This window comes from Rathayibacter sp. PhB127, from assembly GCF_003751665.1.
Lineage (GTDB): Bacteria > Actinomycetota > Actinomycetes > Actinomycetales > Microbacteriaceae > Rathayibacter > Rathayibacter festucae.
In genome coordinates, this window is sequence record NZ_RKHW01000003.1 from 252,139 (window position 1) to 278,961 (window position 26,823).

Genomic DNA, 26,823 nt, shown 5'->3' on the forward strand with positions numbered 1-26,823 from the left:
GGTCATCCCTTCACCGCTCCGGTGAGTCCGCCGACGATGCGGCGCTCGAAGACGCTGAAGAAGATCAGCGCCGGGATCATCGACAGCGACACGAAGGCGAGCACCTTCGCGGTGTCGACGGAGTACTGCGACGAGAAGGCCTGCACGCCCAGCGGCAGGGTGAAGCTCGACTCGTCGCTGAGGATGAACAGCGGCAGCAGGTAGCTGTTCCAGCTCGCGATGAAGGCGAGGATGCCCGTCGTGATCACGCCCGGCATCGCCAGGCGGACGACCATCCGCCAGAAGAACCCGATCCGGCTGCAGCCGTCGATGAAGGCCGCCTCCTGGATCTCGTCGGGGATCGCCCGCAGGAACGGCACCAGGATGATGATCGTCGTCGGCAGGCCGAACGCGATCTGCGGGAGCACGACGCCGGCGAGCGAGTTCATCAGGCCGAGGCTCTTGATCACCAGGTAGAGCGGGGTGATCGCGACGGTCATCGGGAACATCAGTCCGGCCGCGAAGAGCGCGTAGAACACGCCGCGGCCGCTGAAGCTGTAGCGGGCGAGCACGTAGCTCGCCATCAGACCCAGCACGACGACGCCGAGCGTGGTCGCTCCGGCCGCGATGGCGGAGTTGCCGACCTCGCGCCAGAAGATGCCGCCGGTGATCACGTCGAGGTAGTTCTGCACGTTCCACGGCGCGGGGAACCCGGACGGGTCGGTGGTGATCTGCGCGTTCGTGCGGAACCCGCCGATGATGATGTACGCCACCGGCGCGAGCATCAGGGCGATCACGACGATCGCGACGACGTAGGCGATGATCGTGCCGCGCCCCAGCGGTCGGCGGCGGGGCTTGGGCGGCCGCGGCGAGAGCGGCGTGGTCGCGGTGGGCGGCTTCGTGCCCGGGGGCACTGCTGTCAGGGTCGTCATCTCTTGGCTCCGGCCTTCCTCGTGTCTCCCGTGAGGGCACCTTCGGTGTCCCGCCGCAGCACGAAGCGCTGGTAGAGCAGCGCGACGATCAGCGAGACGAGGAACAGGACCACGGCGACCGCGTTGCCGTAGCCGTAGTTGCCGGCGTTGCGGCCGTTGGTGACGAGGTACGTCGCCATGGTCGAGGTGCCGGCGGTCGAGGACACGTACTGTCCCCAGATGATGTAGACGAGGTCGAACAGCTGCAGCGCGCCGATGATCGACAGGAACGCCCAGATCCGCAGCGTCGGCGCGAGCAGCGGCAGGGTGATCCGCCGCTGCACCTGCCAGTAGGACGCTCCGTCGATCGACGCGGCCTCGGACAGCTCCTCCGGGATGCCCTGGAGGCCCGCGAGGAAGAGGATCACGGCGAAGCCGATGTACTTCCACGTGATGATCAGCATCAGGGTCCAGAGGGCGATCGAGGGGTCCGAGAGCCAGTCCTGCTTCAGTGCGCCGAGCCCGACCTTCTCGAGGAAGCCGTTGACGGCGCCGCTGGTCTGGAGCATGAGGCTCCAGCCGGTGCCGACGACGACCTCGGAGATCACGTAGGGCACGAAGATCAGGACGCGGATGATCGACTGCCCGCGCAGCTTGCGGTTGAGCAGCAGCGCGATCAGGATCGCGGCCGGCCCCTGCAGGACGAGCGAGAGCACCACGATCGTGCCGTTGTGGCTGAGCGCCTCGTGGAAGGTGGGGTCCTGCAGGATCGTCAGGTAGTTCTTGAAGCCGACGAAGTCGGTCGGGACGCCGTAGCCCTGCCAGCTGAAGAAGCCGTAGTAGGCCGCCATCACGACCGGGAAGATCACGAAGGCGAGGAAGACGATCAGCGCCGGGCCGACGAGGATCGCGACCTCGAGGCGGCCGGACCAGCCGAGGCCCCGGCGGCGGCGTCGCACCACCGGGACCTCCTGGCGCGCATCCTCGCGGAGCGCTGTGGTCGTCACGGTCAGGCCTTGGCCGCGGCCGCGTTGACAGCCTCGACGAGCTGCTCCGGGTCGCTCTTGCCGGCGAGCAGGTCGACGACGGCGACGTTCAGCGCGTTGCCGACGTTCTGGCCGTAGACGGTGTCGAGCCACTGCGAGACGTAGGGCGCCGAGTTGTACGCGGCGAGGATGTCCTTCAGGTACGGCTCGGTGACGGCCTCCTGCGCGACGGTGTTCACCGGCGGCGCGTTGAAGGCGGCGTAGTACTCCTTCTGCACGTCGGAGGTGGCGAGGTAGTTCAGGAAGTCGACGCACTCGTCGGGCGCCGCGGTGGAGCAGGAGTAGCCGTCGACGCCGCCCATGATCGAGCCGGGCGCGCCGGCGCCGCCGTCCACCTCGGGGAAGGGGAACCAGCCGAGGTCGGGCAGGGGCTTCTCGTCGGGAGTGAGCGAGGCGATGACGCCGGGGTTCCAGGCGCCCATCAGCTCCATGCCGGCCTGGTGGTTGGCCAGGAGTCCGGCCGAGGATCCGGCGCCCTGCTGGGCGGCGGTGGTGAGGAAGCCCTCGTTGAACGGCTCGGTGCCGGCGAAGGACTGCAGGTCCTCGCCCGCCTTCAGCCAGCAGTCGTCCGAGAAGTCCTTGGAGTCGGCCGCCTCGGCCATGGTGTCCGCGCTGCACTCGCGCAGGGCGAAGAAGTAGAACCAGTGCGCGGCGGGCCAGGCGTCCTTCGCGCCGAGCGCGATCGGCTGCGCTCCGGCGCTCTTGAGCGCGGTGACCGCGGAGTCGAGCTCGTCGAGGGTCTTCGGCGTCTCGGTGATGCCGGCCTCGGTGAAGAGGTCCTGGCTGTAGAAGAGGCCGCCGGGGAGCACGGCCACGGGCATCGCCCAGACCTTGTCGTCGAGCGTGTTCGCCAGGAACGAGCCCTCGGGGATCTCGCTGCGCGCCTGGTCCGAGATGCCGCCGGTGAGGTCCTTGACCAGGCCGCCCGCGACCATCGCGGCGAGCTTGCCGCCGCCGCGCTGGAGGAAGATGTCCGGGGCGTCGCCCGAGTTGAGCGCCGTCTGCAGCTTGCCGTCCAGGTCCTCGTTCTGGATGGCCTGCGACTCGATGGTGACGCCCGGGTTGGCGGCCTCGAAGTCGGCGATCGTCTTCTCCCAGAACTCCTGGCCGGGGCCGGTGGTGGAGTTCTGCCACAGGGTCATCGCGACAGTGCCGTCGGAGGATCCCGCGTCCTGGGCGGAGCAGCCGCTGAGGGCCGCCGCCGCGCCGAGCAGGGCCACGGTGGCCACCGCCGTCTTCCTGAATGCTGTTCTCGTGAACTTCATCGTTCGAACCGTTCTCTTCGCTGAGAGGCGCCGCCAGGGAGAGCGGCGCCGGGGTGCGCCCGTCCAGGACGGGCCCGATCAGTCTCAGAGCGGCCGAAAGGATCGGCAAACGTTTTCGAAACCATTTTCCATGCGCGGGGCTCCGGATCCGGATCGCGCTCTCACCGGCGCGCTTCCGGGGTCTAGGGTCGACCGCATGTCCCTCCGCCCGACCATCCACGACGTCGCCGCCGCCGCCGGCGTCTCGGTCGCGACCGTGTCGAAGGCGATGAACGGCCGCTACGGCATCGCGCCCGCGACGGCGAACCGCGTGCTCGAGATCGTGCGCGAGCTCGGCTACGAGTCGAGCCTGGTCGCCAGCAGCATGCGCTCCCGGCGCACCGGGGTGATCGGCGTGCTGGTGGCCGGCTTCGAGCCGTTCAGCGCGGAGATCCTGAAGGGCGTCGGCTCGGTGCTGCGCCGGTCGCGGTTCGACCTGCTCGCCTACAGCGGCTCGCACGAGGGCGAGCAGGAGGGCTGGGAGCGGCGCTCGCTCAGCCGGCTCAGCGGCACCCTGATCGACGGAGCGATCGTGGTGACGCCCTCGGTGGTGAGCACGCCGTCGGACATCCCGCTGGTCGCCGTCGACCCGCACACGGGCCGCGCCGACGTGCCGACCGTCGAGTCCGACAGCTTCGGCGGCGCCCTCCAGGCCGTGCGCCACCTCGTCGCCCTCGGCCACCGGCGCATCGGCTTCGTCGCCGGCCGCGTCGACCTCCGCTCCGCCCGGCTGCGCGAGGCCGGCTACCGCGCCGGGCTCTCGGAGGCGGGGATCGCCTTCGACGAGCGGCTGCTCCGGGTGGGCAGCTACCACCACGACACGGCGCGTCTTCCGGCCTCGACGATGCTCTCGCTGGCCGACCGGCCGACCGCCGTCTTCGCCGCGAACGACGTCTCCGCCCTGGCGATCATCGAGACGGCCGCGCACCTCGGGCTCGACGTGCCGCGGGACCTCTCGGTGGTCGGCTTCGACGACGTGCCCGAGGCGGCCCGCTTCGATCCGCCGCTGACCACGATCCGGCAGCCGATGCAGACGCTCGGCGCGACGGCCGCCGAGATGCTGATCACGCTGATGGCGGGCGGCACCCCCGCCTCGCTGCACGTGCAGCTGCCGACCCAGCTGGTGCGGCGCGCGACGACCGCGCCGCCCTCGATGCGGAGGACACCCTGATGCCGGACGCGCTGACACCGGACGACCTGACACCGGGCGAGGGCGGGGCCGAGCCCCGCGACGCGCACGACGAGCTCTTCGACGCGCTGGTGTTCGTCGACCTCCCCGTGCTCGACGCGCTGCTCGACACCCGCTTCGTGATCGAGCACCCGACCGGGCTCGTGCAGTCGAAGCTCGACTGGATGGACGACATCGCCGAGTGCCTGAAGGAGTACCACGCCATCGACCACGTCGAGAGCGCGGTCTCCGGCACGGCCGCGCACCCGGTGCTCGTCTCGCGCACCCTGACCGAGGCGACGATCGGCTCGCTGCACGCCACCTGGCGGCTGCAGCTCACCAGCCGGCTGGTGCCGGTCGGCGACGAGTGGGTGATCACCCGCACGACCGTCAGCACCTGGTGAGCGCTCGATCCGACGGGCCTCAGGCCTGCAGGATCACCGCGCCGTAGTGCGTCCCCGCGCCGGTGCCGACCAGCAGCACCGACTCGCCCTGCTGCACACGGGCGCGGTGCAGAGCGAGCGGGATCGCCGCGCCGATGGTGTTGCCGACCTCGGGGAGGGTGATCACCATCCGCTCGCGGCCCCAGAGCCGGGCCATGCCGTCGAGGCCGGCCTTGCTGGTCTGGTGCGGCACGACGCGGTCGATGCCCGGCAGGCCGGTGCCGAGGCCCGGCCGCACCCGCTCGAGGAAGGCCGGGAAGTGCCGGAGCGCGTCCACGAGCAGCGCGCCGCCGTGCATGTCGAAGCGGAAGTCGTCGAGCCGGCCCGGGGCGTCCTCGATCCGGATGCGCGAGCCGAAGCCGCGGATCTCGGCGTGCCGGACGCCGCTCGGCCGGGTCTCGAAGCGCGAGGTGACGATGCCCTGGTCCGGGCGCTCGGCACGGCCGAGGACGACGGCGGCCGCCGCGTCGCCGAAGAGCAGCGCGCTCTCGGGCTGCCGGACGTCGATGCCGCGGCTGCCGCCCTCGGTCGAGACGACGAGCACCCGCTCGGCGCGGCCGGTCGCGAGCAGGAAGCCGGCCTCCTGCAGCGCGAAGAGGAACGAGAGGCAGGTCGCGTTCAGGCTGTAGGCGGAGACGTCCTCGAGGCCGAGGCCTGCGGCGATCAGCGCCCCGCCGTCGGGGATCGCCTGCAGCTGGGTCCCGGAGGCGTTCAGCACGACGTCGACGTCGCGCGCGTCGATGCCCGCCGCAGCCAGCGCCCGCCGGGCGGCGAGCAGGCCGAGCTCGAGCGGGTCCTCGTCGTCGGCGAGCCAGTGCCGGGTCAGCACTCCGGAGCGGCGCGCGGCCTCCTCCGCGTCGATGCCGCAGAGCGCGGCGACCTCGGCGGTCGGCACGACGCGCGACGGCAGTGCCTCGCCGGTGCCGAGGACACGGACGGGCAGCAGGAGCGGGAGCGCGTCGGCCACGGTCCTGTATAGCGCCGATGAGCCCGTGCCCGCTCGCGCTAGGCTCCGGCGGGACGGAAGGGGGGTCCGGCGTGACCGAGTCGACGAGTGGCGCGTTCTGGGTGGTCGTGCCCTTCTACGACGAGGAGAAGCTGCTCGGCGGCGCCCTCGACGCCCTCGCCGACCAGACCGACCCCGGCTTCACCCTGCTGCTCGTCGACAACGGCAGCACCGACCGCTCCCGCGCGGTGATCGACGCGTTCCGGGCCCGGCGCCCCGACCGCCCGCTCGTCGTGATCGACGAGCCGCAGAAGGGCACCGGAGCCGCCTCGGACACCGGCTTCCGCCACGCCATCGCGCACGGCGCCACGACGGTCGCGCGCACCGACGCGGACTGCCTGCCCGCGCCCGACTGGGTGGCGCGGCTGAAAGCGGACGCCGCCGACGGCGCCCGCTTCGTCGGCGGCCGGCTCGTGCCGCGCACCGACGAGCCGGTCTACCGCTGGTATGACGGCGTGATCGGCACCGCGATGATCCGCCTGATGGAGCACGCTCCCGGAGTCTTCTACCGCCGGCCCGGCCAGCGCTACCGGATGTTCATGGCGGCCGGCTCGAACCTCGCGATCGACGCCGCGCTCTACCTCGAGGTCGGCGGCTTCCCGCGCTCGAGCATCGACGACACCGACGAGGACCTGGAGCTGCACCTGAAGGTCTGCCGGGTGATCCCGCGGGCGCAGGCCCGGCTCGACCGGAAGGCGGTCGTGCGGATGTCGATCCGCAAGGGCAAGGCGCTCGGCTACCTCGGGATCCTGCTCTGGTACTGGGGTCGCAAGCGCTGGGGCCGCGCGGGCGTCGCGGAGGTCGTCGATGTCCGCTGACGCGCGGGAGTCCGCTGAGCAGCCCGGGCCCCGCCGGGTCCTGGTCACCGGGGCCACCGGCTTCCTCGGCGGCCACACTGTCGCCGAGTTCCTGGCCGCGGGCGACGAGGTGATCGCGACCGGCCGGAACGCCGACGCGCTCGCCCGCCTGCGCGCGACGGGCGCCGAGACGATCGCGGCCGACCTCGCCGAGCTCGCGACGCGCGACGTCCGCGCCGACGTGCTCGTGCACGCCGCCGCCCTCTCCAGCCCCTGGGGCCGCTGGCGCGAGTTCCACGCGGCGAACGTCGCGGGCACCGCGGCGATGATCGACCTCGCCGAGCGCTGCGGGATCCGCCGGATCGTCTTCGTCTCCTCGCCGAGCATCTACTCGGCCCGGCGCCACCGGCTCGGCATCCGCGAGGAGGACGTCGACAACCGCAGCCGGATGAGCCTCTACATCCGGAGCAAGATCGCCGCCGAGCGGCTGCTGCAGGAGGCGCACGCCGCCGGCCGGATCCCGGAGCTGGTGATCCTGCGCCCGCGCGGACTGATCGGCGTCGGCGACCCGAGCCTCATCCCCCGCTTCGTCGCCGCGAGCCGTCGCCGCGGCGTCCCGCTCTTCGACGGCGGCCGGAACCCGGTCGACATCACCTGCGTCGAGAACGCGGCCCTCGCACTCCGCCTCGCCGCCGACGCCCCGGTCGCGGCCGGCGGCGTCTACAACATCACCAACGGCGAGCCGGCTCCGCTCGGCGACCTGCTGGACCGCTTCTTCGCCGCGATGGGCGAGGAGCCGCGCTACCTGACGGTGGATCTGCGGGTACTCAGCGCGCTCGCGGTCGTCCTCGAGCGCGTGTACTCCGCGCTCCCCGGCGGCGCGGAGCCGCCGTTCACCCGCTACACGGTCGCCACCCTCGCCTACGCGCAGACCCTCGACATCTCGCGGGCGCGCGCCGAGCTCGGCTACGCGCCGCGGGTGCCGCTCGCGGAGGGCCTGCGGAGGGTCGGCGAGCACTACCGGAGGACCCATGAGTGAGCACGGGCCGGCCCTCCAGGTCTTCGCCTGCGGCGAGACGAGCTTCCCGCTCTCCCGCGTCTTCCGCGGCGGGAGCCCCGCGCGGCGCACCTTCCCTTCTGCCGTCTTCCTCTACACGCACCCGAGCGGCCGGCGCGTGCTCTTCGACACCGGCTACCCGCCGACCCTGCGCGGCACGGGGGCCGTCGGCGCGCTCTACCGGCGGATCCTCCCGGCGCGCGTCGGCGCCGACGAGACGATCGACCGGCGGCTCGCGGCCGTCGACCTCGCGCCGTCCGACATCGACACGGTCGCGCTCTCGCACCTGCACCCCGACCACGTCGGGGGCCTGCGCTGGTTCCCGGACGCGACGCTCGTGCTCTCGCGCGGCCAGCTCGAGACGATCGAGCGGAGCCGGATCACCGACGGCGTCTTCGCGGCGCTGATCCCGACCCGGGCGGACACGGCGACGCTCGTCGACGACCAGCCGGTGGCGACCACTCCCAGCGGCGTCGCCGGCTACGACCTCTTCGGCGACGGCCGCTTCGTGATCACCCCGCTGCCCGGGCACGCGAGCGGCCACCTCGGCGCGCTGATCGAGGGCCGCGTGCTGCTGGCCGGCGACGCGGCCTGGGGCCGCGAGTTCCTGATCTGGTCGGACCGGCTGCGCTTCCTCCCCCGGCTGATCAGCCACGACGCGGAGGCGCACCACCGCACGTCGCTCGAGCTGGAGCGCCTCGAGGCCGCGGGGATCACGCTGTGCTTCAGCCACGACCCCTACCCGGAGCGCGTGCTGCTGGCCTGAGCCGGCTGCACCGGCGCGCTCAGCTCGCGAACTCCTCCGGCCGGTCGTGCTCGGCCAGCGAGAGCCGGACCCGCTCGATGTCGGCGTCCGACGGCAGCTCCGAGGTGACCGCGGCGATCGCCGTGCCGACGTCGACGCGGCTGGCCGGCAGCCCGCCCTCGGCGGCCAGGCGCGTCGCGACCTCGGCGACCTCCTCGTCGGAGAGCCGGCGGCGCAGCAGCGCGATCAGCGGCACGAAGTCCTGCTCGGGCAGCCCCGCGGGGTAGCCCGCGCGCAGCCAGCGGACGACGCGCGTGACGAGTCCGGCGCGCTCCGAGGCCGGGCGCTCCGGCTCGGCGAGCTCCTCCGGGCGGGCGAGCGGCCAGCCCGCGCTCGCGAGCCGCGCCGACACCCGGACGAGGTCCTCGGGCAGCGCGGGTCCGAGGAGCGTCTCCTCGATGCGCGCGCGCATCCGGGCCGCCGAGAGCTCCTCGCCGGCCGCATCGGCGCGGACGGCGTCGGAGAGCAGCTCGCGGACGACCTGCTCCAGCTCGTCCCGGGTGAGGCTGCGCTGGAGGATGCCCAGCAACGGCAGGTAGTCGGTCTCGGGGACCCCGGTCGGGTAGCCCGCACGGAGCCAGCTGACCACCCGCGCGACGACGCCGTCCGCCTGAGCGGGAGCCGCCGCGTCGGGCGCCGCCGGGCCGGTCGCCGCCATGCTCAGCCCTTGGGGACGAACGTCGGGAAGACGTGCTCGAAGCTCACGGCCTGGCCGAGGCCGGTCGCGATGATGATGCTGAGGCCCACCGCCACGGCGGCGACCACGATCACGAAGCAGAGCACGCCGAGTGCGCGCAGCAGCGGCGCGGGGAGGCCGGGAGCCTGCGCGGTCGAGACCGCTGCTCCGGTTGATCCGTCACCGCCGGCGAGGGCGAACGAGCGGACGCCGACGGCGAAGAGCACGGGCAGGCCCGCTCCGAGGAGCACGGCGATGAGCGCCACCTGGCCGGCGGCACCGAAGAAGAGGGAGAGCACGGGTCGGTCCTTTCAGTCGCTGGAGTGGAGAGGGGTCAGCGCAGGGCGCCGGCGGGCTGCTCGGCCGCGGTGCCCGCGTCCGACCACTCGTCGTTGACGTTGTGCGCGCCGATGCTGTCGCGGCGCGAGCGGACGTAGATGACGATCGCGACGGCGACGAGGACGGCGGTCATCAGGATGCCGCCGGCGGCTCCGCCGACCAGGTGACCGATCCACCACATCACGGCGCCCATCAGGGCGGCGGCGGGAAGCGTGATCACCCAGGCGATCACCATCCGCAGCGCCACGCGCCAGCGGACCTGCGCGCCGGGGCGGCCGACGCCGGAGCCGAGGATCGAGCCGGTCGCGACGTGCGTGGTCGAGAGGGCGAAGCCGAGGTGGCTGGAGGCGAGGATGACCGCGGCGGAGGCGCTCTCGGCGGCCATGCCCTGCGGGGTGTCGATCTCGACGAGGCCCTTGCCGACGGTGCGGATGATGCGCCAGCCGCCGATGTAGGTGCCGAGCGAGATGGCGAGCGCGCAGCTGAGCTTGACCCAGAACGGGACGGACTCGGTGTCGCTCCAGCCGCCCGCGGCGATCAGCGCGAGGGTGATGACGCCCATGGTCTTCTGCGCGTCGTTGGTGCCGTGCGCGAGCGAGACGAGCGAGGCGCTGCCGATCTGGCCGATCCGGAAGCCGCGGTGGATGCGGCGGTCGGCGAGGTTCCCGATCACGCGGAAGACGAGCCAGGTGCCGATCGCGGCGACCGCACCGGCGAGCACCGGCGACATCAGTGCGGGCAGGATCACCTTGCCGACGACGCCGTCGAGCTTCGAGCCGTCGCCGGCCCAGTTGACGCCGTTGAGGCCGAGGCCGGCGAGCGCCGAGCCGATCAGGCCACCGAAGAGGGCGTGTGACGAGCTGGAGGGCAGACCGAGCAGCCAGGTGAGGAGGTTCCAGACGATGCCGCCGATGAGGCCGGCGAGCACGATCAGCAGGAGCGCCGAGCCGCCGCCCTCGAGCAGCGCCGGGTCAGGCGCGCCGGTGGAGTCCTGGATCTTGACGACCGCGTTGGTGACGGTCAGCGCCACCTCGATGCTGAGGAACGCGCCGACCAGATTGAGGACGGCGGAGAGCGTGACGGCCACCTTCGGCTTCAACGCGCCGGTCGCGATGGATGTGGCCATCGCGTTCGCCGTGTCGTGGAAGCCGTTGGTGAAATCGAACGCCAGAGCGGTGACGATGACGAGCGCGAGAAGGATGAAGGGATCCACGGAGGAGATCCTCCCGCCCGCGCAGGCCGCTCGGAAGGGTTCGCCGGGGCGTTCACCGGCTGTTCACCTCTCCGAGCGGCGCGCCGGGCTACCCTGTGCGGTTTCTCAGGGTAGGGGCGTCCCGCGGGGCCCGCTCAGTGCGAGGAGTGCGGCAGCGGCGGCGTGAGGTCCGGCACGTGCTCGGGGTCGGCGTCGGGCTGCTGTTCGGGCTGCTCCTCGGCCTGCTCCTCGGCCTGCTCCTCGGGAGCCTGCTCCTGGTCCTGCTCGTCGTGCGCCGCGCTCGGCAGCGGCGGCGTGAAGTCGGGCGTGACCGACGGGTCGGCCGCGCCGACGGCGACGCGCTCGCGCTCGACCACGTGCTTGGGCGCGGAGGGCGCGCTGCGCTTCTCGGCCTGGGCGGCCTTCTTCGCGGCCTTCTCCTGCCGGCGCTTGAGCTTGTCGGTCTGCTCGGCGAGCTTGCGGGCCTTCTTGCGCAGCTTCTTGCTGGAGTCGCGGACGGCGTCGTGGGCCGCACGGACCGACTTCTCCGCCTTGGCGAGGGCCTTCTTCGCGCGCTTCTGCGCGGCCTTGTCGTCGGTCTTCTGCGACGACTTCTTCGAATCCGACTTCTTCTTCTGCGCCATGCTGGCTCCTCACACTCGTCGACCCGATCGGTCGTGGGTCCACCGTAGCGAGCGGGCACCGCACGGGGCCTGGGCAGCCGGGCCTGGGCAGAACGGCCGGCCGGGGAGTACAACTGCCGCATGACCGATGCGATCTCCCCGCGCGACTTCCGCGCCGCCCCCGGCACCGCCGACTGGCGGGTCGTCGGCGACGGCGCCCGCGCCTACTTCCGCACGGGCGGTCTCGGGGCCGGCTCCTTCGCCGCGGGAGCCGCCCTGGTCACCGCGATCGCCGCCCTCGCCGAGGAAGCCGGCCACCACCCCGACGTCGATCTGCGCTACGGCGGCGTCGGCGTGCGCCTGATCAGCCACGACGTCGGCGACATCAGCGAGCGCGACCTGGCCCTCGCTCGCGAGATCTCCGCCGCCGCCCGCGAACTCGGCCTCGCCGCCGAGCCGGCCGCGGTGCAGAGCCTGCAGATCGCCATCGACGCCGTCGACGTCGCCGCCGTCCGCGCCTTCTGGCGGGCCGTGCTCGGCTACTCCCCCGTCGAGGACGCCGACCTCGCCGACCCGCGCGCCCTCGGCCCGAACCTCTGGATCCAGCGGATAGAGGGCCCGCGCCCGGAGCGCAACACGATCCACCTCGACCTCTACCTGCCGCGCGACGTCGTCGACGCCCGCCTCGCCGCGGCCCTCGCCGCGGGCGGCCGCGTCGTCGACGACTCGAACGCGCCGGAGTGGTGGACCCTCGCGGACCCGGAGGGCAACGAGGTCGATCTCGCGCCCTGGCGGGACGACAGCGAGTGGAGCGCGTGAGGCCGTGACCCGGCGCGCCTCGTGAGGCAGGCTGGAGTCATGGTCTTCACTCCGAACCCCGGCGGCTACCCCGGCCGGAACGCCCTGCGCCGCCCGATGCGCGGCCCCAAGCGCGACCGCTGGATGTGGTGGCGCCTGGGCTCCGGCGTCGCCGCGACCGTCGCGGGCCTGATCGCCCTGCTGGTCTTCACGAGCGGCCGGTACTGATCGTGTCGCGCGAGAGGGTCACGGGCATCGGCGGCTTCTTCTTCGCCGCGCGCGACCCGGAGGCGCTGGCGCGCTGGTACGCCGAGCACCTCGGCATCGACGAGGTGCCGACCGAGTACGGCGCCCCCTCGTGGCGTCAGGACGCCGGCACCACCGTCCTCGCCCCGATGCCGGCCGGCTCCGAGCCGCTCGGCCCCGCCGGCTGGACCCTGAACCTCCGCGTCCACTCGCTCGACGCGCTCGTCGCCCAGCTCCGCGCCGCGGGCATCACCGTCGAGATCCACCCCGAGACCTACCCGAACGGCCGCTTCGCCGACCTGCACGACCCCGAGGGCAACCGCCTGCAGCTCTGGCAGCCGGCGGGCGCGGACGCCTAGCCGCCCGGCGCACCCGGACGGCACCGCGCGTCAGGCGCGGTCGTGAAGGGTGATCAGGTAGCCGTCCGGGTCGGCGAAGGTGAAGGTGAGGCCGAAGGGGCCCTCGGCGGGGGCCGACGTGATCGGGACGCCGGCGGCGGCGAGGTCGTCGTGCAGGGCGGCCACCTCGGTGGCGTGCAGCCAGAGTGCGACGCCGCGGCCGGGCTCGGCGGGGAGCTCGGTGCCGGGGAGGTTGTCGCGGGACGCGAAGGGAATGAGCACAGTGCGGATCGCGAAGGGGATCGGCGCGGTGTCGAAGACGACGGCGTGCGGCGGGCCGGGGCGGCGGGAGAGGCCGAGGCGGGTCTCGTAGAACTCGGCGGAGCGCTCGAGGTCGCGGACCTGGAGGGAGAGGAAGTCGGGGCCGGTGATCGCCATGAGAGCGCCTTTCGTCGGGGTGGGTGTCAGTTTCCTTACATCGAGCGTATGTCAGACTACTGACATGAGTCAACACGGCGAGAGCACGGCACGGATCGAGCTGGACACCTCCGTCGGCTACGTGCTGAAGGAGGCGTCGAGCGCCCTGCGCGTCGCGATGGAGGCGGCGCTGCGGCCGCTCGGGATCACGGTCACCGCCTACTCCTGCCTGGAGCTGCTGGCGCACCGGCCGGGGCTGTCCAGCTCCGAGCTGGCGCGGGGCGCGTTCGTGACCCGGCAGTCGATGCACGTGCTGCTGCAGTCGCTCGAGCGCGACGGTCACCTGATCCGGGCCGAGACGGCGCCGAGCGGTCGGGCGCTGCCGATCCGGCTCACGGCGTCCGGCGAGGAGCTCCTCGGCGAGGCGAGCGCGGCCGTCCGAGCGGTCGAGGAGCGCATGCTGACGGGGCTGGACGGGGCGCGGATCCGCGAGCTGCACGCCCTGCTCCGCCACTGCGCGGAGGCGCTCGCCTGAGCGCGAGACGTCGATACCGTGCACCGCTCGGCATTCTCCCAGTGGCGTTCCGGAGCTGCGCAGGTACTCTGGAGGGTCGCCGCGCGGTCCCCTGAGCCCCGGCTGACACCCCCCTGAGCACCACCTGCTGAGCGCTGCTGAGCGCTCCGCCGCCCCGACCCGCCCTGCCGCGCCCCCGTTCCCTCGCGGCGAACGACCCGGAAATCACGACTGCATGCACCACTCCGACCACGCCCCGGCCCCCGTCTCCGCCGCGACCGCGCAGGCCCTCCCGACCCGCCGGCAGCTGCGCGAGCAGCGCGAGGCCGAGCAGGTCGCCGCGCGCGGCGTCGCCCGCACCGCCGCCGCCCGCACCGCCGCCGCGCGCAGCGCGGCCCGGAGCACCGCCGTCCGCCGCCCCTCGACGCGCCGCGTGTCCGCCTTCGCCGCGATGACCTTCGTGGTCGGCCTGGCCGTCACCTCGACGATGCCCGCCTTCGCCGTCGGCGACACCCCGGAGTCCGCCGTCGCGACCGACACCGCGAACGCCGTCGCCGCGGCCCGCCCGCAGAGCTTCGTCGCCGCGGGCGTCGTGCAGCAGAGCGTCACCCGCGACGCCTTCGCCGCCGAGGCCAAGCCCGAGGTCCTCGTGCCCACCGCCTCCCTCGACGCGATCACCGTCGGCGCGGGCGAGTCGACCGCCGCGGCCGCCGGGGTCTCCGGCACCTGGGTGCTCCCGATCGCCGGCCACATCAGCAGCAGCTACGGCCCCCGCCCGGACCAGCCGGTCGCCGGCGTGAACCTCTTCCACAAGGGCACCGACCTCGCCGGCGCCTGCGGGACCCCGGTCCTCGCGGCCGCGAGCGGCACCGTCGAGGAGGCGGCCTACTCCGGCAGCTACGGCAACTGGATCCTGCTCGACAACGGCGACGGCATCGAGACCGGCTACGCGCACAACACCGACCTGCTCGTCGACGTCGGGGACACCGTCGTCGCGGGCGAGGTCATCGCGACCCGCGGCTCGACCGGCGCCTCCACCGGCTGCCACCTGCACTTCGAGACCCGCGTCGACGGCGAGGCGGTCGACGCCGTGCCGTTCATGGCCGCGCTGGGCGTGCCCCTGGGCTAGAGCCGAGCCGGACTGCGCGTCAGCCCAGCGGCACGGTGCGCGGGCCGGTCGAGACCGCGCCGGACCAGTGGGCGTCGGCGGGGTCGGTCGTCACGGTGATGCGCGCGTCCTGGTCGACGGCGATCTCCATCGAGCCGGTGTTGCCGCCGCCGTTGCTCGTCGTCCGGGTGGTGCCCGGGTCGTAGACGCAGGACGAGCCGGTGGTCATCAGGCCCTCGACCTCGACGGTCACCTCGGCGTCGGCGGTGTCGCAGGCGACCGAGACGGTCACGTAGAGCGGCTCGCCGGTGATACGCACGGTCTGCGGCTCGACGGCGCCGATCTCGTCGACCCACTCGACGGCGGCGGTCGCCCCCTCGGGCAGCCGGACGGGTCCGATCGGGCGGTCACCCGGCGAGGCGGAGGCGGAGGCGGTCGAGGAGGCCGCGGGCGCCTCCGAGACGGTCGGCGACGCCTCCGCTCCGCTCTCCGCCGGGGCGGTGCAGGCGGCCAGCGCCAGCCCGGTGAGGGCCAGCGCGGCGCCGGTGGTCATCGTTCTTCTCCTGCTCTTCACGGCTCCCCCTGCTCGTGTCGGCGGTCGTGTCGGCCCCTCCGGTCTACCCGAGACGGTCGCCGAGCGGGACGGTCTCTGCGGCGGTTGCCAGGGAGACGGAGAACCGGACGCGGCGGATCCGAGCCGTCGATCCACGGAGCCGGCGCCCAGATTCCCGAGTACCACTAGGTATATAGTGCACCTATGGATATCAGCAGCACCCGCTTCACCGACCGCGTCGTCCTCATCACCGGCGGCGGCTCCGGCCTCGGCCGCGCCACCGCCGTCCGCCTCGCCGCGGAGGGCGCGAAGCTCGCCCTCGTCGACGTCTCCGAGCAGGGACTCGCCGCGACCGTCGAGGCGCTCCCCGAGGGCACCGAGTCGCTCACCGTGATCGCGGACGTGTCGAAGGCGTCCGACGTCGACGACTACGTCGCGCAGACCCTCGCGCGCTTCGGCCGCATCGACGGCTTCTTCAACAACGCCGGCATCGAGGGCCGCCAGAACCTCACCGAGGACTTCACCGCCGACGAGTTCGACAAGGTCGTCGCGATCAACCTCCGCGGCGTGTTCCTCGGCCTCGAGAAGGTGCTGAAGGTGATGCGCGAGCAGGGCTCGGGCATGGTCGTCAACACCGCGAGCGTCGGCGGCATCACCGGCATCGGCAACCAGTCCGGCTACGCGGCCGCGAAGCACGGCGTCGTCGGCCTCACCCGCAACTCCGGCATCGAGTACGGGCAGTACGGCATCCGCATCAACGCGATCGCCCCGGGCGCCATCTGGACGCCGATGGTCGAGAACTCGATGAAGCAGCTCGACGCCGAGAACCCGCGCAAGGCCGCCGAGGAGTTCATCCAGGTGAACCCGACCAAGCGCTACGGCGAGGCCGCCGAGATCGCCTCGGTCGTCGCCTTCCTGCTCTCGGACGACGCCTCCTACATCAACGCGGTCGTGCTGCCGATCGACGGCGGGCAGTCGATCAAGTACTGAGCCCTCACCTCGAAGCCGCCGCGGCGCGAGAGGATGGTCGGATGAACCCCACCGGGCGCCTCCGCGCCGCGCGCGACACCCTGCTCGAGCACCGCACCGACGCGGCGGCCGCCACGGACGCCTTCCGCTGGCCGGACGTCGGCCCGCACTTCAACTGGGCCGTCGACTGGTTCGACGAGATCGCCATCGGCAACGAGAAGACCGCCCTCTGGATCGTCGAGGAGGACGGCTCGGAGACGAAGGTCTCCTTCGACGAGATGCGCTGGCGCTCCGACGAGGTCGCCGCCTGGCTGCACTCCGTCGGCGTCGAGCAGGGCGACCACGTGATGCTCATGCTCGGCAACCGGCTCGAGCTGTGGGAGTCGATGCTCGCGATCATGAAGCTCGGCGCGGTCATCCTGCCCACCACGACGCTCCTCTCCCCCGCGGACCTCGCCGACCGCCTCGAGCGCGGCGAGGTCGCGCACGTGATCGCGGACGCGACCGAGACCGCGAAGTTCGAGGGCCTCACGGAGGACGTCGGACTGATCGCGGTCGGCGGCCCCGGCGGCGCCGTGCCCGACGGCTGGCTCGACTACGCCGACTCGATCGAGGCCCCGGGAATCGCCCCGAGCGTCGTCGTCGACAGCACCGACGCCTGCCTGATCTACTTCACCTCGGGGACCACCTCGAAGCCGAAGATGGTCGTGCACACCCACGAGTCCTACCCGGTCGGGCACCTCAGCACGATGTACTGGCTCGGCGTGCAGCCGGGCGACGTGCACTCGGCGATCAGCTCGCCCGGCTGGGGCAAGCACGCCTGGAGCTGCTTCTTCGCGCCGTGGAACGCCGAGGCGACCGTGTTCGTCTACAACTACTCGCGGTTCTCGCCGGTCGCGCTGCGCGAGCAGCTGGACCGCGCGGGCGTCACCACCTTCTGCGCGCCGCCGACGGTCTGGCGGATGCTGATCCAGTCCGACCTCGGTGCCCGCCCGCGTGCTCTCAGCGAGATCCTCTCGGCCGGCGAGCCGCTGAACCCCGAGGTGATCGCGACCGTCGAACGCGACTGGGGCCTCACCATCCGCGACGGCTACGGCCAGACCGAGACCACGGCGATCATCGCCAACCCGCCCGGCGCCGCGGTCGTCTCCGGAGCAATGGGCCGGCCGCTGCCGGGCGTCGCGATCGCGCTGATCGACCCGGTCACCGGCGAGTCCTCCGCCACCGGCGAGATCTGCCTCGACCTGTCCACAGAACCCGTCAACCTGATGTCCGGCTACCACGGCGACGACGAGCGCACCTCCCGCGCGCGGGCCGACGGCTACTTCCACACCGGCGACGTCGCCGTCCGCGCCGTCGACGGCACCATCACCTTCCTCGGCCGGACCGACGACATCTTCAAGTCGTCCGACTTCAAGATCTCGCCCTTCGAGGTCGAGAGCGTGCTGCTGCAGCACCCGGCCGTCGCCGAGTCCGCGGTCGTCCCGGCGCCCGACCCGACCCGGCACAGCGTGGTCAAGGCCTACGTCGCGCTGGCGGACGGCTGGGAGCCGACCGCCGAGACCGCCGCGGCGATCTTCCGCCACACCGACGAGCTGCTCTCGTCCTTCGAGCGGGTGCGCCGGATCGAGTTCCACGAGCTGCCCAAGACCATCTCGGGCAAGATCCGCCGCGTCGAGCTGCGCGAGCGCGAGGAGCAGGCCTTCGCCCGCGGCGAGGAGCTCGCGGCGGAGTGGCGGAGCGACCGGCTCTAGCGCCGCCGTCCCGGCCGGCCGCTCCTAGAGCTTCCGGGCGACGATCTCGCCGTGGTCGCGGACGCCCGGGCTCGTGCGCGCCGCCGCCGCGACGACCTCGAAGCCCGCGTCCGCAACGGCGGCCCGCATGCTCGCGAGCGGGTGGAACCAGGCCGGCAGGACCGCATGCGCGAACTCCCGCTGCGGGGCGCCCTCGAAGAAGCCGATCAGCAGTCCGCCGCCGGGCCGCAGCGCGCGGGCGAAGCCGCCGAGGACCTCGGGCAGCTCGGCGGGCGGGAGATGGATGAGCGAGTACCAGGCGAGGATCCCGCCGAGTGAGGCGGCGGCTCCCGGCTCGCGCAGGGTGCCCGTCCGGAACGGAACACCGGGGAAGCGCCGTCGTGCGACCGCGACGAACTCCGGTACGAGGTCGACGCCCTCCGCCTCGAGACCGCGCTGCCGAAGGAACGCGGTCCAGTGGCCGGGACCGCAGCCCGCGTCGAGGACCGGACCGGTCAACCCGGCGGCCCAGCCGTCGATCAGCGCGCGGTCGCGCGGGTCGGCGTCGTCGACGGAGCCGAGCAGGGCGGTGTACTCGTCCGCCCGGGCGCCGTAGGCGTCGCGCACCTCCGCCTCGCTCATGAATCCGCCTCGGTCACGAGTCGCCGGTCGGGCGGCGGCGCTGCTGCTTCGTGGCGGAGCGCTGCTGCTTGCTCGCGAGGTGGCGGCGGCCGGAGCCGCGGGTGGGGCGGGTCGGCCGGCGCGCGGCGGCGGGCGGGGCGAGGGCCGCGGCGACGAGGTCGCGGAGGGTCGTGCGGGCGACCTCGCGGTTGCGCAGCTGCGAGCGCTCCTGCGAGACCGTGACGGTGATCGCTCCGGAGACAAGGCGCTGGGCGAGCCGCTGGAGGAGGCGCTCCCCCTGCTCGTCCGTGAGCGCGGCGGACTCCGCGACGCTCCAGGTGAGCTGCACGCGGCTGTCGGACGTGTTGACGTGCTGCCCGCCCGGGCCGGAGGAGCGGGAGAACCGCCACTGCAGCTCGGACGCGGGGATCGTCAGGCGCGCGGACACCTCGAGATCCGCACCCACCTCGACAGCCATGCGGCAAGCCTGGCACGCCGAGCGCCGTCAGGCCGAGGGCGGACGTCCCCCGCCCGCGCCGCCGCCGCCCGAGGGCACCGACCCGCCGGTCGGCTCCGTCGTCGTGTCGACGCGGACCGTGAGGGCGAAGCGGTAGCCGGAGGTGGCGTCGCCGGTCGCGGTCGGCAGCTGCAGCTCACCGCCGTCGTCGCCGAAGACGTTGTCGTCGTCGAGGCTCACCTGGGCGAGGTTCTCGCTCGAGCCCTCGTAGCCGCTGAGCGCGTAGACCGCGGTGCAGGCGTCCTCGGGGACGGCCAGCTGCGAGGTCGCGATCGCGTTGCCGGAGTCGCTGATCGAGTCGACGTCGGGGTAGACCTCGAAGTGGATGTGCGGCCAGCGGCCGGAGTAGCAGGCCGGGAAGATCGAGGTGTACGTGACCTCGCCGTTCGCGTCGGCGACCTGCACGCCGCGGAGGTAGGTCTCCTCGGTGATGCCGTCGGAGTACATCGAGTAGCCGCCGGACGCGTCGCAGTGCCAGACGTAGACAGCGGCGTTCTCGAACGGGACGCCGCCGTTCGCAGTGTCGAGGATCGTCAGGGTGAAGGCGAGCGGCACGCCGGCCGCGGTGGCGCCGCCGTCGATGCTCGAGCGGATGTCGCTGCGGACGATGCCGGAGTCGCTCAGCACGTCGGGGCCGTTCGAGCCGTCGCCGGGGTAGGGACCGGCGGTCTCGTCGGGGATCTCGCCGGTGGTCGCGGCGGCGCTGCTGCTCGCGCTGCTCGTCGCGGTTCCGGAGGCGCTGCCCGCGACGGCCGAGCACGCGGCCAGCGCCGTGGTGGCGGCGCCGACCCCGATCAGGCCGAGCACGCGGCGGCGATCGAACATCCGGCGGCTCAGCAGGGTGCCGACGTCGAAGGAGAGGCCCTGGTCGACGACCTCGTCGTCGGGGCGGACGAGGGCGCGGCCCTCGTAGCGGAGGCCGTCGGGGGTGCGGTCGGGCTCGGGGATGCGGGACATCGGGGGATCCTTGTCACTCGGGGGGCTCGGGGAACCCCAGAGTGACCGGCGCGGCAGGCGGGACCCTTTGCGTCGCCTATGAGCCTCCGATGTCAGGAGCCGCTGGTGTCCCGGCGCGAACGCCGCCAGAAGGCCTTGAGCCGGTCGACCTGCCGGTCGGTCCACGCGTTGGACAGCGCGAAGGCCGCCGCGGCGGGATCGCCTCCGCTGCTGATCCGCTGGATCGCCTCGAGCGCCTGCTGGGCGGGATCGCGGTCGTCGGGGACGTCGGGATCGTGGGCGTCTCGATCGTGACGCGACTCGGTCACGATGCGCTCTCCGGATACGGCGTGCTCGCCGCCGGCCAGTCCGAGGCCAGCAGCTCGCCGCGCAGCCGGTGGTACTGCTGCACGGCGCTGAGCGAGTCGGTGCGGAACGCGATCGCGACGGCGGCGTCGCGCCAGTAGCCCTCCCAGCCGCTGTACTGCGCGAAGACGCGGGAGCCGATGCTCTCCAGCAGCTCCCAGGCCCGGTCGGCGGTCAGGTAGCCGGCGACGTAGGCGTAGCGGATCGCTCCGATCGTGCGCTCGGCGTCGCCGGCGAGCAGCAGCACGGGCGGGCGGCCGCCGACCGGCTGCGCGCGCTCGAGGAGGTGGAACTCGCTCTCGCCGGTGAGGGCGGCGATGCGGGAGCGCATCCGCTCGGCGTCCTCCGACGCGGAGACCTCGGCGAAGCGCGTCGACAGCGGACCGCGGGCGAGGACGTCGGCGACGAACAGCTCGACGTCCTCCGCGGAGGCGATGCGGAAGTCGCGGTCGAGCGCGCCGCGCTGCTCGGTGAGCGCGGGCATCGGCAGCTCCGGCCAGGGCGAGCCCTTGGCGCCGTCGGCGAAGCGGGCGCGCAGCTCGGCGGGCAGCTCGGCCCAGGTGGGCTGGAAGGCGAGCGAGGAGTTCCAGCCGCCGAAGGAGAAGTCGCTGACGGCGTCGAGGGCGAGCAGCTGCTGCTGGCGCAGGGTCGGCGCGGGCGTCCGCGCCTCGGCGCGGTAGGCGAGCTGCTGCCGGCGGGGCGCTCCGGCGTCGCGGATCTGGAAGGTGATCGACGCGAGGGCCAGCCCGAGGACGAGGCCGATGCCGAAGGTGAAGATCGGCAGTCCGGTGCTGCCGTCCGCGCTCGCGAGACCGAGCACGAAGCCGACGATCCCGAGCGGAGCGGCGACGGCCGTGACCAGCAGGGCGCGGCGGCCGATCCCGCCGCCGGGAGCGCGCCGGTGCGCGTCCGCGGCACGCGCGTAGCGCAGGCGGGAGCGCACGGGGAACTCGACGTCTCCCGGGTGATTCTGCAGCGGCACGATCGGCAGCCTAGACGGGCAGCGAGGACGCCGCGCGTGTGGTTGCCTGGGGGCATGAAGCTTGCCGAAGCACTCCTCGAGCGGGCCGATCTGCAGAAGCGGATCGAGGCCCTCCAGTCGCGGATCGTCGCGAACGCCTCCTACCAGGAGGGCGAGGAGCCGACGGAGGACCCGTCGGAGCTGCTGGCCGAGTGCCTGCGCGCGCTGGACGCGCTGGAGCGGCTGGTGACCGCGGTCAATCTGACGAACACGACGGCGACCACGCCCGACGGCGTGCGGCTGACCGCGGCGCTCGCCCGGCGCGAGTCGCTCCGGTCGCAGCACAGCATCGTCGTGCGCGCGGCCGACGCGGCGGCGGGCGATCGCGGCTACCGGCAGCTGCGCAGCGAGCTGCGGCGGCTGCCGGCGCTGCCGGTGCGCGAGCTGCGCGCGCGGGCCGACGTGCTCGCCCGTGAGCTGCGCGACCTGGACGCGGCGATCCAGCGCACCAACTGGGAGGTCGATCTGCTGCAGGAGTGAGCCGGAGCGCCCTGCGGGGCGCGGTCGGGCGGTGAGTCGGTAGGCGCACCGGAGCGAGCACACACCGTCGGGCCGGCGGTCAATCCGGCCCACTGTCACGCGGTGGGCAGCGTACGGCTCCGGCCATCACTCACAGCCCAGCACCGACGACCGGTGACCGCGCAGACAGGACATCTCATCACCACGTGCTGGCCGGGGCGCCGAGGGCGGGTTCGGGGACCTCACCGCCTGTCCTGCGTCAGCGCGCGCAGCTGGGCCGCGAAGAAGGCGAGCGAGCGGTCGACCTCGGGCAGCGCGGGCGTGCGGTTGAGGTGCCCGTGCGGCATGCCCTGCGCGAGGTAGCCGGTCGCGGCGACGCCCGCCTCCGCGAGCTGGCGGAGCAGGAGCTCGGCCGAGCCGCGGAGCTCGTCGAACTCGTTGACGAGGACCGAGGTCGGCGGCAGTCCGTGCAGCGGCGCCGCGCCGGGGAGCGCGTGCGGGGGCAGGTCGGAGAGTCGCCCGACGTAGGTGCGGACCATGTCCTCGATCCCGGCGGTCGGGAAGCGCAGCAGCGGCGGGAGCGGGAGCAGCTCGCGGATCACGGAGTCGTCGAGTGCCGGGTTCGGGAAGTGCGCGAACGGGTAGGCGAGCAGCACGTGGTCCGGGAGGCGGGCGCCGGCGTCGCGCTCGCGGAGCGTCGCGGCGAGGGCCAGGGCGGCGCCGGCGCTGGCGCCGCCGATCGCGACGGGCAGCGCGTCGGGGGTCTCCGCGCGGAGGTGGCGCCAGGCGGCCTGCACGTCGTCGAGCGGGACGGGGAAGCGGACCTCGGCGCTGGCGAGGCGGTAGCCGACCGACACGACGCGAGCGCCGGCGCGGGCGGCGAGCTCGGCGGAGACGACGTGCGACTCGCGCATCTCGAGGTCGCCGGCCTGGAAGCCGCCGCCGTGCACCCAGAGCAGGGCGGGGGCAGCGGGCTCTGCGGACGCGTAGACCCGGAGCGGGATCGGGCCGTGCGGGCCGTCGATCGCGGCGTCGGAGACGGTGACGCCCTCGGGGAGCGTCCACGGGCCGGGGTCCTCCTCGAACTCGGCGACCTTTGCCGCCTGCGCCGCGTCGAGCGGGTAGGCGACCCCGTCGAGCAGCGGCAGGCGGGCGGCGAGGTAGGGATCGAGCGGCAACGGTGCCTCCTGGAGGGTGCGGGATACGGAGACCACGGTAGCCAGCGTTCTGCCGGAGGGTGGACCTCGAGACGCCCTCTCCGAGGGCTGCTCGAACAGCATGGATCACCCATGCGGGTCGGGTAGCGCGCAGCACGTATCGAGACCCGCCCTCTGCAGAACGGTGGATCTCGATACGCCCTCTCCGAGGGCTACTCGATCAGCATGGATCTCTCCAGCCCGGTGTCCGCGGGGCGGACCATGCTGGTCGAGTAGCGCGCAGCGCGTATCGAGACTCGCGCGTCAGAACGGCGGCGGGACGTCCTCGAAGCGGGGGCCCGGCGGCGCCCCGGCCAGGGCGGGCGGGCGGATCGTGACGGTGCGGCCGGTCGGGGTCGTCCAGACGATGCCGCCGTCGGGGCGGGGGACGTAGGACCACCGATCGCCGTGGCGCACGTGGTGGTGCGATGTGCAGAGGGAGACGAGGTTCTCCAGGGACGTCTCGCCGCCGTTGCGCCACTCGATCGTGTGGTCCGCCTCCGACCTCGATGCGGAGCGGGTGCAGCCGGGGAAGCGGCAGGTCTGGTCTCGGAGCTGCAGATGCAGGCGCATCTGCGGGGGCGGGACCCGGTAGGTGCGGCCGACGGAGACGACCGCGCGGGTGTCCGGATCTGTGAGGACGCGGGTGAAGGAGGCGCCGGTCTCGACCAGCGCGCGGGCGAGGTCGGCCGGGATGAGGCCGTAGCCGTCGAGGTCCGCGGGTGCGTCGTCGAGACCGGCGGCGGTCGACGCGGCGAGCGTGAGCCGCACCTCCGCGTGAATCCCGGGCACGTACGACGCGGACAGCTGAGGCCCGTCGCTCGCGGGAGTGGTACCGGCGATGTCGCCGTCGCTGAGCAGATCGGTGAGGGCGTCGGCCTTCAGCTGCGCCAGGGTGCGCTCGTCGCCGCCCTCCCGGAGGGAGCGGGCGATGCGGTCGAGACGATCCCCGATGCCCATCGCGTCCGGCGCGGGGAGGAGCGCGCAGAGCGTGGCCATTCCATCGACGTCGGGCGTGATCCAGACGGCGCGGTCCTCGCGGGCGCGGGCATGGCGCTGGACGAGTGGCTCCTCGTGCAGCTCATCACGCAAGCGGCCGACGATCCTCCTCAGCTGCGTCGGCGTCACCTCCGGAGCGACCTCGGCCGCGCGCTCGTCGAACGCGGCACGCGACGTCGGAGGCAGGGTCGCGGCTATCGCGGAGATCACCTCGCCCGCCTCCCACAGCAACCGCCCCTCGGCCAGCAGAGCGCGCGTGCGGGGCAGCTCCTCGACCAGCAGGATCGCGTGATCGATCACCTTCGACGCCGCCCGCTCCGACAGGCGCAGCGCGACCGCGAACTGCGCTCGGATCGACCGCTCGACGAGGCTGCTCGCCTCACTCCGGGACAGGCCGCCGCCCCGCGCGAACTCCTCGGGAGCGGTGAGCGCCGTGCGGTACGCCAGGTGCACGGCCTCGGCCCGCGTGAGCAGGAACCGCGCCGACGTGACACCGAGATCGGCGGCGACGCCGAGCACCGCGCCGACCGCGGCGACCGGCCCGGTCGGTTCCTCCGCGCTGCTCGCGTCGCTGATCTCATCCATACGGGTATCAAATCAGGGACCGCCGACAGCCGCGGGGCGATTTCGATCAGCCCTCAGACAACTCCGCGAAGGAGCTCCTGTGGAGGAGCGTCAGCGGCGGCTCGGGCGCCTCAGCGTGCAGGCGCCGCGCGCTCGAGGAGGAGGACCCCGTCCAGGAGGACCGTGTCCTCGCCGTCGGGGCCGGTCGCCGTCCGCTCGCGGGTCTCGACGACCCGGGGCGTCCACTCCGCCGGATCGAGGGCGAGGGCGGCGAGCTCCTCCTCGGGCGAGGCGAGGACGGGTCCGCCCTCATGCCGGTGCGCGTGCGCGGACCAGGGCGGCGCGGCCGCGTGCGAGACGACCGCGAGGACTCCGCCGGGCGCCACGAGCTCGGCGGCACGGCGCAGGATGGGGATCCGCGGCAACTCCACCATCGAGTGCAGGAAGCTCGACGCGACCAGGTCGAAGACGCCCTCGACCGGCCAGTCGGCGCCGAGATCCGCCTGGCGGACGTCGATCACGAGACCCCGGGCGAGCGCCTCGGCCCGGGCGCGCTCGAGCGCGGTCTCGGAGAGGTCGAGGCCGGTGACGGTCCAGCCCTGCGCCGCCAGCCAGAGGACGTCGCCGCCCTCGCCGCAGCCCAGGTCGAGGGCGCGGCCGGGAGTCAGGTCGCCGACGAGCTCGACGAGGGTCGCGTTCGGCCGGCCCGACCAGACGCGGTCGGAGTCGGAGTAGCGCGCCTCCCAGTGCTCGCGGGCGGTCCCGGGCTCGGTGTCCTGCTCGGTGCGGTGCTCGTGCTCGCTGCTCATGTCGTTCCCTCCGGCGAGCGCGGCGCGTGCGTCCGGCTCCGCTCGAGGATGCCGGACCGCGCGCTCCGGAGCCAGCCGTCGTGCCGCTTCGGCACGGACTCCTCCCCAGGCGCCGAGTGCGGGGCTCTCTCCACCGATCTCCGCGACCCCTTCCGCGACACCGCGAACGCCGATTAGCGTCGGCGGCATGAGCCTGAGCTTCGAAGAGATCATCGTCGACTGCACCGACTTCCGCGCCCTGGGGCACTGGTGGCAGGAGGCGCTCGGCTGGGACATCGTCGATGAGGACGACGAGGGGATCGAGTTGCTGCCCGCGTCCGGCCGCGGCCCGAGTCTCCTCTTCCTCGACGTGCCGGAGCGGAAGACCGTGAAGAACCGCCTGCACCTCGACTTCGTGCCCGACGATCAGGCGGCGGAGGTCGACCGGCTGATCGCGCTGGGCGCCACCCGGATCGACGTCGGCCAGGGCGAGCAGTCGTGGGTGGTGCTCGCGGATCCGGAGGGGAACGAGTTCTGCATCCTCTCCGCGCGCGAGTGACGGAGAGCGAAGATGCATATGTATCGATGATCGCCTGAGAAAGTCAAGGGTAGAACGATCGTTCTCGACACCTCTAGCATCGGCTTCGACGCGAGCCCGCCCCGGCCGCGCAGAGACGAGGAGAGACCCGTGAGCGCGAACGCCCTGCCCACGACGGCCCTGCCCGCGACGGCCCAGCCCGCGAGAGCGGAGAAGGCGCAGTCCCCCGCGCTGAACCGCACCGCCGGCCTCTACGCCTACGCCTACCGGCTCACGCTCTCGGAGTCGATGGCCACCGCCGCCCTGCACCAGGCCGCGGTCACCCTCCGCTCGGGATCACCGCGGGTCGTCGACGAGCAGTCGGCCCTCGAGATCGCACGGACGGAGATCGGCCGTCACAGCGTCGGCCGCCGCGCTGCGCTCGTTCCGGCGTCCGCTCCGGTCGGGCTCCGCGAGGACGACCTGCTCCGCTCCGCGTTCCACCGCCGCCTGCACGGCCTGCCCGCCCTCGAGCGCCAGTGCTGGCTGCTGCGCCACACCGGCGGGCACGACGTCGCGGTGATCGCCGACCTCCTCGAGATCAGCGCCGAGCAGGTGCGCTCGGCGCTCGGCAGCGCTGCGGCGATCCTCGTCGCGGGCGAGCTGGCCGACGCCGGCGCGGAGGACGCCGAGTCCGCCGCCCTCTGACACGCGGATCGCAGCGGCGGGTGCAGGAGAGAAGGAGCCCGAGGGACGCCGGGTCCAGCCGGCGGCGCCCCTCAGGCGTCTGAGACCGCGGGGGCGGCGCTCCCTCGGG

33 protein-coding genes are annotated in these 26,823 nt (G+C 73.3%); 15 read left to right on the forward strand and 18 right to left on the reverse strand.

The features are described 5' to 3' along the window. Positions 1-2: 2 nt before the first annotated feature. From EDF22_RS15735 to EDF22_RS15745, 3 genes are read right to left on the reverse strand one after another with little or no spacing between them, the layout of a single operon-like run. Positions 3-911, reverse strand: a complete 909-nt coding sequence (locus tag EDF22_RS15735; protein ID WP_123705808.1) for a carbohydrate ABC transporter permease — start codon at positions 909-911, stop codon at positions 3-5. Continuing rightward, positions 908-1,897: a carbohydrate ABC transporter permease gene (locus EDF22_RS15740; protein ID WP_260303506.1), complete on the reverse strand. Its 990-nt coding sequence runs from the start codon at positions 1,895-1,897 to the stop codon at positions 908-910. Before EDF22_RS15740 ends, EDF22_RS15735 begins: the two co-directional genes overlap by 4 nt. Positions 1,898-1,899: 2 nt before the next feature. Further along, positions 1,900-3,201: an extracellular solute-binding protein gene (locus EDF22_RS15745; RefSeq protein ID WP_123705809.1), complete on the reverse strand. Its 1,302-nt coding sequence runs from the start codon at positions 3,199-3,201 to the stop codon at positions 1,900-1,902. Positions 3,202-3,397: 196 nt separating this feature from the next. Here EDF22_RS15745 and EDF22_RS15750 point away from each other — a divergent pair, with 196 nt between their 5' ends. Together EDF22_RS15750 and EDF22_RS15755 are read left to right on the forward strand one after the other, a co-directional pair. After that, complete coding sequence (locus EDF22_RS15750; protein WP_123705810.1) at positions 3,398-4,411, forward strand: LacI family DNA-binding transcriptional regulator; 1,014 nt, start codon at positions 3,398-3,400, stop codon at positions 4,409-4,411. Beyond that, the gene (locus EDF22_RS15755) at positions 4,411-4,812 is read left to right on the forward strand and encodes a nuclear transport factor 2 family protein (protein WP_123705811.1); all 402 of its coding nucleotides are present in this window, start codon (positions 4,411-4,413) and stop codon (positions 4,810-4,812) included. The genes EDF22_RS15750 and EDF22_RS15755 overlap by 1 nt, the downstream gene beginning before the upstream one ends. Before the next feature lie 19 nt (positions 4,813-4,831). Here EDF22_RS15755 and EDF22_RS15760 read toward each other — a convergent pair whose 3' ends face one another. Then, on the reverse strand, positions 4,832-5,818 hold the full coding sequence (locus EDF22_RS15760; protein WP_123705812.1) for a 3-oxoacyl-ACP synthase III family protein: 987 nt from the start codon (positions 5,816-5,818) through the stop codon (positions 4,832-4,834). Positions 5,819-5,889: 71 nt separating this feature from the next. Between EDF22_RS15760 and EDF22_RS15765 the strand changes: the two genes are divergently transcribed. Genes EDF22_RS15765 through EDF22_RS15775 form a run of 3 tightly spaced genes read left to right on the forward strand, consistent with a single transcriptional unit; the run spans position 5,890 to position 8,477 of the window. Then, a complete protein-coding gene (locus EDF22_RS15765) occupies positions 5,890-6,675 on the forward strand; it encodes a glycosyltransferase family A protein (RefSeq protein ID WP_185039005.1) in 786 nt (261 codons plus the stop codon). Further along, on the forward strand, positions 6,665-7,693 hold the full coding sequence (locus EDF22_RS15770; protein WP_123705814.1) for an NAD(P)-dependent oxidoreductase: 1,029 nt from the start codon (positions 6,665-6,667) through the stop codon (positions 7,691-7,693). The genes EDF22_RS15765 and EDF22_RS15770 overlap by 11 nt, the downstream gene beginning before the upstream one ends. Further along, the gene (locus EDF22_RS15775) at positions 7,686-8,477 is read left to right on the forward strand and encodes an MBL fold metallo-hydrolase (protein ID WP_123705815.1); all 792 of its coding nucleotides are present in this window, start codon (positions 7,686-7,688) and stop codon (positions 8,475-8,477) included. Before EDF22_RS15770 ends, EDF22_RS15775 begins: the two co-directional genes overlap by 8 nt. A gap of 19 nt (positions 8,478-8,496) precedes the next feature. Here the strand turns inward: EDF22_RS15775 and EDF22_RS15780 are convergent, their stop codons facing one another. From EDF22_RS15780 to EDF22_RS15795, 4 genes are all read right to left on the reverse strand, one after another. Next, positions 8,497-9,174, reverse strand: a complete 678-nt coding sequence (locus EDF22_RS15780; protein ID WP_123705816.1) for a DUF3349 domain-containing protein — start codon at positions 9,172-9,174, stop codon at positions 8,497-8,499. A gap of 2 nt (positions 9,175-9,176) precedes the next feature. Next, the gene (locus tag EDF22_RS15785; protein ID WP_123705817.1) at positions 9,177-9,491 is read right to left on the reverse strand and encodes a hypothetical protein; all 315 of its coding nucleotides are present in this window, start codon (positions 9,489-9,491) and stop codon (positions 9,177-9,179) included. 35 nt (positions 9,492-9,526) lie between these two features. Beyond that, a complete protein-coding gene (locus EDF22_RS15790; RefSeq protein WP_123705818.1) occupies positions 9,527-10,744 on the reverse strand; it encodes an inorganic phosphate transporter in 1,218 nt (405 codons plus the stop codon). A 134-nt stretch (positions 10,745-10,878) separates the two neighbouring features. Next, a complete protein-coding gene (locus tag EDF22_RS15795; RefSeq protein ID WP_123705819.1) occupies positions 10,879-11,367 on the reverse strand; it encodes a hypothetical protein in 489 nt (162 codons plus the stop codon). Between the two features lie 120 nt (positions 11,368-11,487). Here EDF22_RS15795 and EDF22_RS15800 point away from each other — a divergent pair, with 120 nt between their 5' ends. Genes EDF22_RS15800 through EDF22_RS15805 form a run of 3 tightly spaced genes read left to right on the forward strand, consistent with a single transcriptional unit; the run spans position 11,488 to position 12,749 of the window. Continuing rightward, positions 11,488-12,165, forward strand: a complete 678-nt coding sequence (locus EDF22_RS15800; protein ID WP_123705820.1) for a VOC family protein — start codon at positions 11,488-11,490, stop codon at positions 12,163-12,165. A 39-nt stretch (positions 12,166-12,204) separates the two neighbouring features. Beyond that, positions 12,205-12,372 (forward strand): hypothetical protein, encoded by a 168-nt coding sequence (locus EDF22_RS20935; RefSeq protein WP_185039008.1) that lies wholly within the window; start codon positions 12,205-12,207, stop codon positions 12,370-12,372. A gap of 2 nt (positions 12,373-12,374) precedes the next feature. After that, positions 12,375-12,749, forward strand: coding sequence for a VOC family protein (locus EDF22_RS15805; RefSeq protein WP_123705821.1), 375 nt, complete (start codon positions 12,375-12,377; stop codon positions 12,747-12,749). 30 nt (positions 12,750-12,779) lie between these two features. On the opposite strand, the gene EDF22_RS15810 is transcribed toward EDF22_RS15805, so the two are convergent. Beyond that, positions 12,780-13,166, reverse strand: coding sequence for a VOC family protein (locus EDF22_RS15810; protein WP_123705822.1), 387 nt, complete (start codon positions 13,164-13,166; stop codon positions 12,780-12,782). A 64-nt stretch (positions 13,167-13,230) separates the two neighbouring features. Here EDF22_RS15810 and EDF22_RS15815 point away from each other — a divergent pair, with 64 nt between their 5' ends. Together EDF22_RS15815 and EDF22_RS15820 are read left to right on the forward strand one after the other, a co-directional pair. Then, the gene (locus tag EDF22_RS15815) at positions 13,231-13,680 is read left to right on the forward strand and encodes a MarR family winged helix-turn-helix transcriptional regulator (protein ID WP_123705823.1); all 450 of its coding nucleotides are present in this window, start codon (positions 13,231-13,233) and stop codon (positions 13,678-13,680) included. A 214-nt stretch (positions 13,681-13,894) separates the two neighbouring features. After that, complete coding sequence (locus EDF22_RS15820) at positions 13,895-14,788, forward strand: M23 family metallopeptidase (protein WP_123705824.1); 894 nt, start codon at positions 13,895-13,897, stop codon at positions 14,786-14,788. A gap of 19 nt (positions 14,789-14,807) precedes the next feature. Here EDF22_RS15820 and EDF22_RS15825 read toward each other — a convergent pair whose 3' ends face one another. After that, positions 14,808-15,320, reverse strand: coding sequence for a hypothetical protein (locus EDF22_RS15825; RefSeq protein ID WP_123705825.1), 513 nt, complete (start codon positions 15,318-15,320; stop codon positions 14,808-14,810). A 204-nt stretch (positions 15,321-15,524) separates the two neighbouring features. Here EDF22_RS15825 and EDF22_RS15830 point away from each other — a divergent pair, with 204 nt between their 5' ends. Both EDF22_RS15830 and EDF22_RS15835 read left to right on the forward strand, forming a co-directional pair. Then, on the forward strand, positions 15,525-16,310 hold the full coding sequence (locus EDF22_RS15830; protein WP_123447493.1) for a glucose 1-dehydrogenase: 786 nt from the start codon (positions 15,525-15,527) through the stop codon (positions 16,308-16,310). Positions 16,311-16,351: 41 nt separating this feature from the next. Next, on the forward strand, positions 16,352-18,043 hold the full coding sequence (locus EDF22_RS15835; RefSeq protein WP_123705826.1) for an AMP-binding protein: 1,692 nt from the start codon (positions 16,352-16,354) through the stop codon (positions 18,041-18,043). Positions 18,044-18,067: 24 nt separating this feature from the next. On the opposite strand, the gene EDF22_RS15840 is transcribed toward EDF22_RS15835, so the two are convergent. The 5 genes from EDF22_RS15840 to EDF22_RS15860 form a co-directional block, all read right to left on the reverse strand. Continuing rightward, on the reverse strand, positions 18,068-18,664 hold the full coding sequence (locus tag EDF22_RS15840) for a class I SAM-dependent methyltransferase (RefSeq protein ID WP_123705827.1): 597 nt from the start codon (positions 18,662-18,664) through the stop codon (positions 18,068-18,070). A gap of 13 nt (positions 18,665-18,677) precedes the next feature. After that, a complete protein-coding gene (gene arfB, locus EDF22_RS15845) occupies positions 18,678-19,121 on the reverse strand; it encodes an alternative ribosome rescue aminoacyl-tRNA hydrolase ArfB (RefSeq protein WP_123705828.1) in 444 nt (147 codons plus the stop codon). 27 nt (positions 19,122-19,148) lie between these two features. Next, positions 19,149-20,117 (reverse strand): intradiol ring-cleavage dioxygenase, encoded by a 969-nt coding sequence (locus EDF22_RS15850; protein WP_123705829.1) that lies wholly within the window; start codon positions 20,115-20,117, stop codon positions 19,149-19,151. 92 nt (positions 20,118-20,209) lie between these two features. Continuing rightward, the gene (locus tag EDF22_RS15855) at positions 20,210-20,425 is read right to left on the reverse strand and encodes a hypothetical protein (RefSeq protein WP_123705830.1); all 216 of its coding nucleotides are present in this window, start codon (positions 20,423-20,425) and stop codon (positions 20,210-20,212) included. After that, the gene (locus EDF22_RS15860) at positions 20,422-21,444 is read right to left on the reverse strand and encodes a DUF1266 domain-containing protein (protein WP_123705831.1); all 1,023 of its coding nucleotides are present in this window, start codon (positions 21,442-21,444) and stop codon (positions 20,422-20,424) included. The genes EDF22_RS15855 and EDF22_RS15860 overlap by 4 nt, the downstream gene beginning before the upstream one ends. Positions 21,445-21,498: 54 nt before the next feature. Between EDF22_RS15860 and EDF22_RS15865 the strand changes: the two genes are divergently transcribed. Continuing rightward, on the forward strand, positions 21,499-21,963 hold the full coding sequence (locus EDF22_RS15865) for a DIP1984 family protein (RefSeq protein ID WP_123705832.1): 465 nt from the start codon (positions 21,499-21,501) through the stop codon (positions 21,961-21,963). Positions 21,964-22,184: 221 nt separating this feature from the next. Here the strand turns inward: EDF22_RS15865 and EDF22_RS15870 are convergent, their stop codons facing one another. The 3 genes from EDF22_RS15870 to EDF22_RS15880 all read right to left on the reverse strand — a co-directional run bounded on the left by EDF22_RS15870 (position 22,185) and on the right by EDF22_RS15880 (position 25,510). Further along, positions 22,185-23,120, reverse strand: coding sequence for an alpha/beta hydrolase (locus tag EDF22_RS15870; protein WP_123705833.1), 936 nt, complete (start codon positions 23,118-23,120; stop codon positions 22,185-22,187). Positions 23,121-23,402: 282 nt separating this feature from the next. Beyond that, positions 23,403-24,722 carry an HNH endonuclease signature motif containing protein gene (locus tag EDF22_RS15875; RefSeq protein WP_123705834.1) on the reverse strand — a complete coding sequence of 440 codons (1,320 nt, stop codon included), beginning with the start codon at positions 24,720-24,722 and terminating at the stop codon, positions 23,403-23,405. Between the two features lie 110 nt (positions 24,723-24,832). Further along, positions 24,833-25,510 (reverse strand): cyclopropane-fatty-acyl-phospholipid synthase family protein, encoded by a 678-nt coding sequence (locus EDF22_RS15880; protein ID WP_123705835.1) that lies wholly within the window; start codon positions 25,508-25,510, stop codon positions 24,833-24,835. 187 nt (positions 25,511-25,697) lie between these two features. Between EDF22_RS15880 and EDF22_RS15885 the strand changes: the two genes are divergently transcribed. Together EDF22_RS15885 and EDF22_RS15890 are read left to right on the forward strand one after the other, a co-directional pair. Beyond that, positions 25,698-26,048 (forward strand): VOC family protein, encoded by a 351-nt coding sequence (locus tag EDF22_RS15885; protein WP_123447481.1) that lies wholly within the window; start codon positions 25,698-25,700, stop codon positions 26,046-26,048. Between the two features lie 129 nt (positions 26,049-26,177). Continuing rightward, positions 26,178-26,714, forward strand: a complete 537-nt coding sequence (locus EDF22_RS15890; RefSeq protein WP_123705836.1) for an RNA polymerase sigma factor — start codon at positions 26,178-26,180, stop codon at positions 26,712-26,714. The last annotated feature ends 109 nt before the right edge of the window (positions 26,715-26,823 follow it).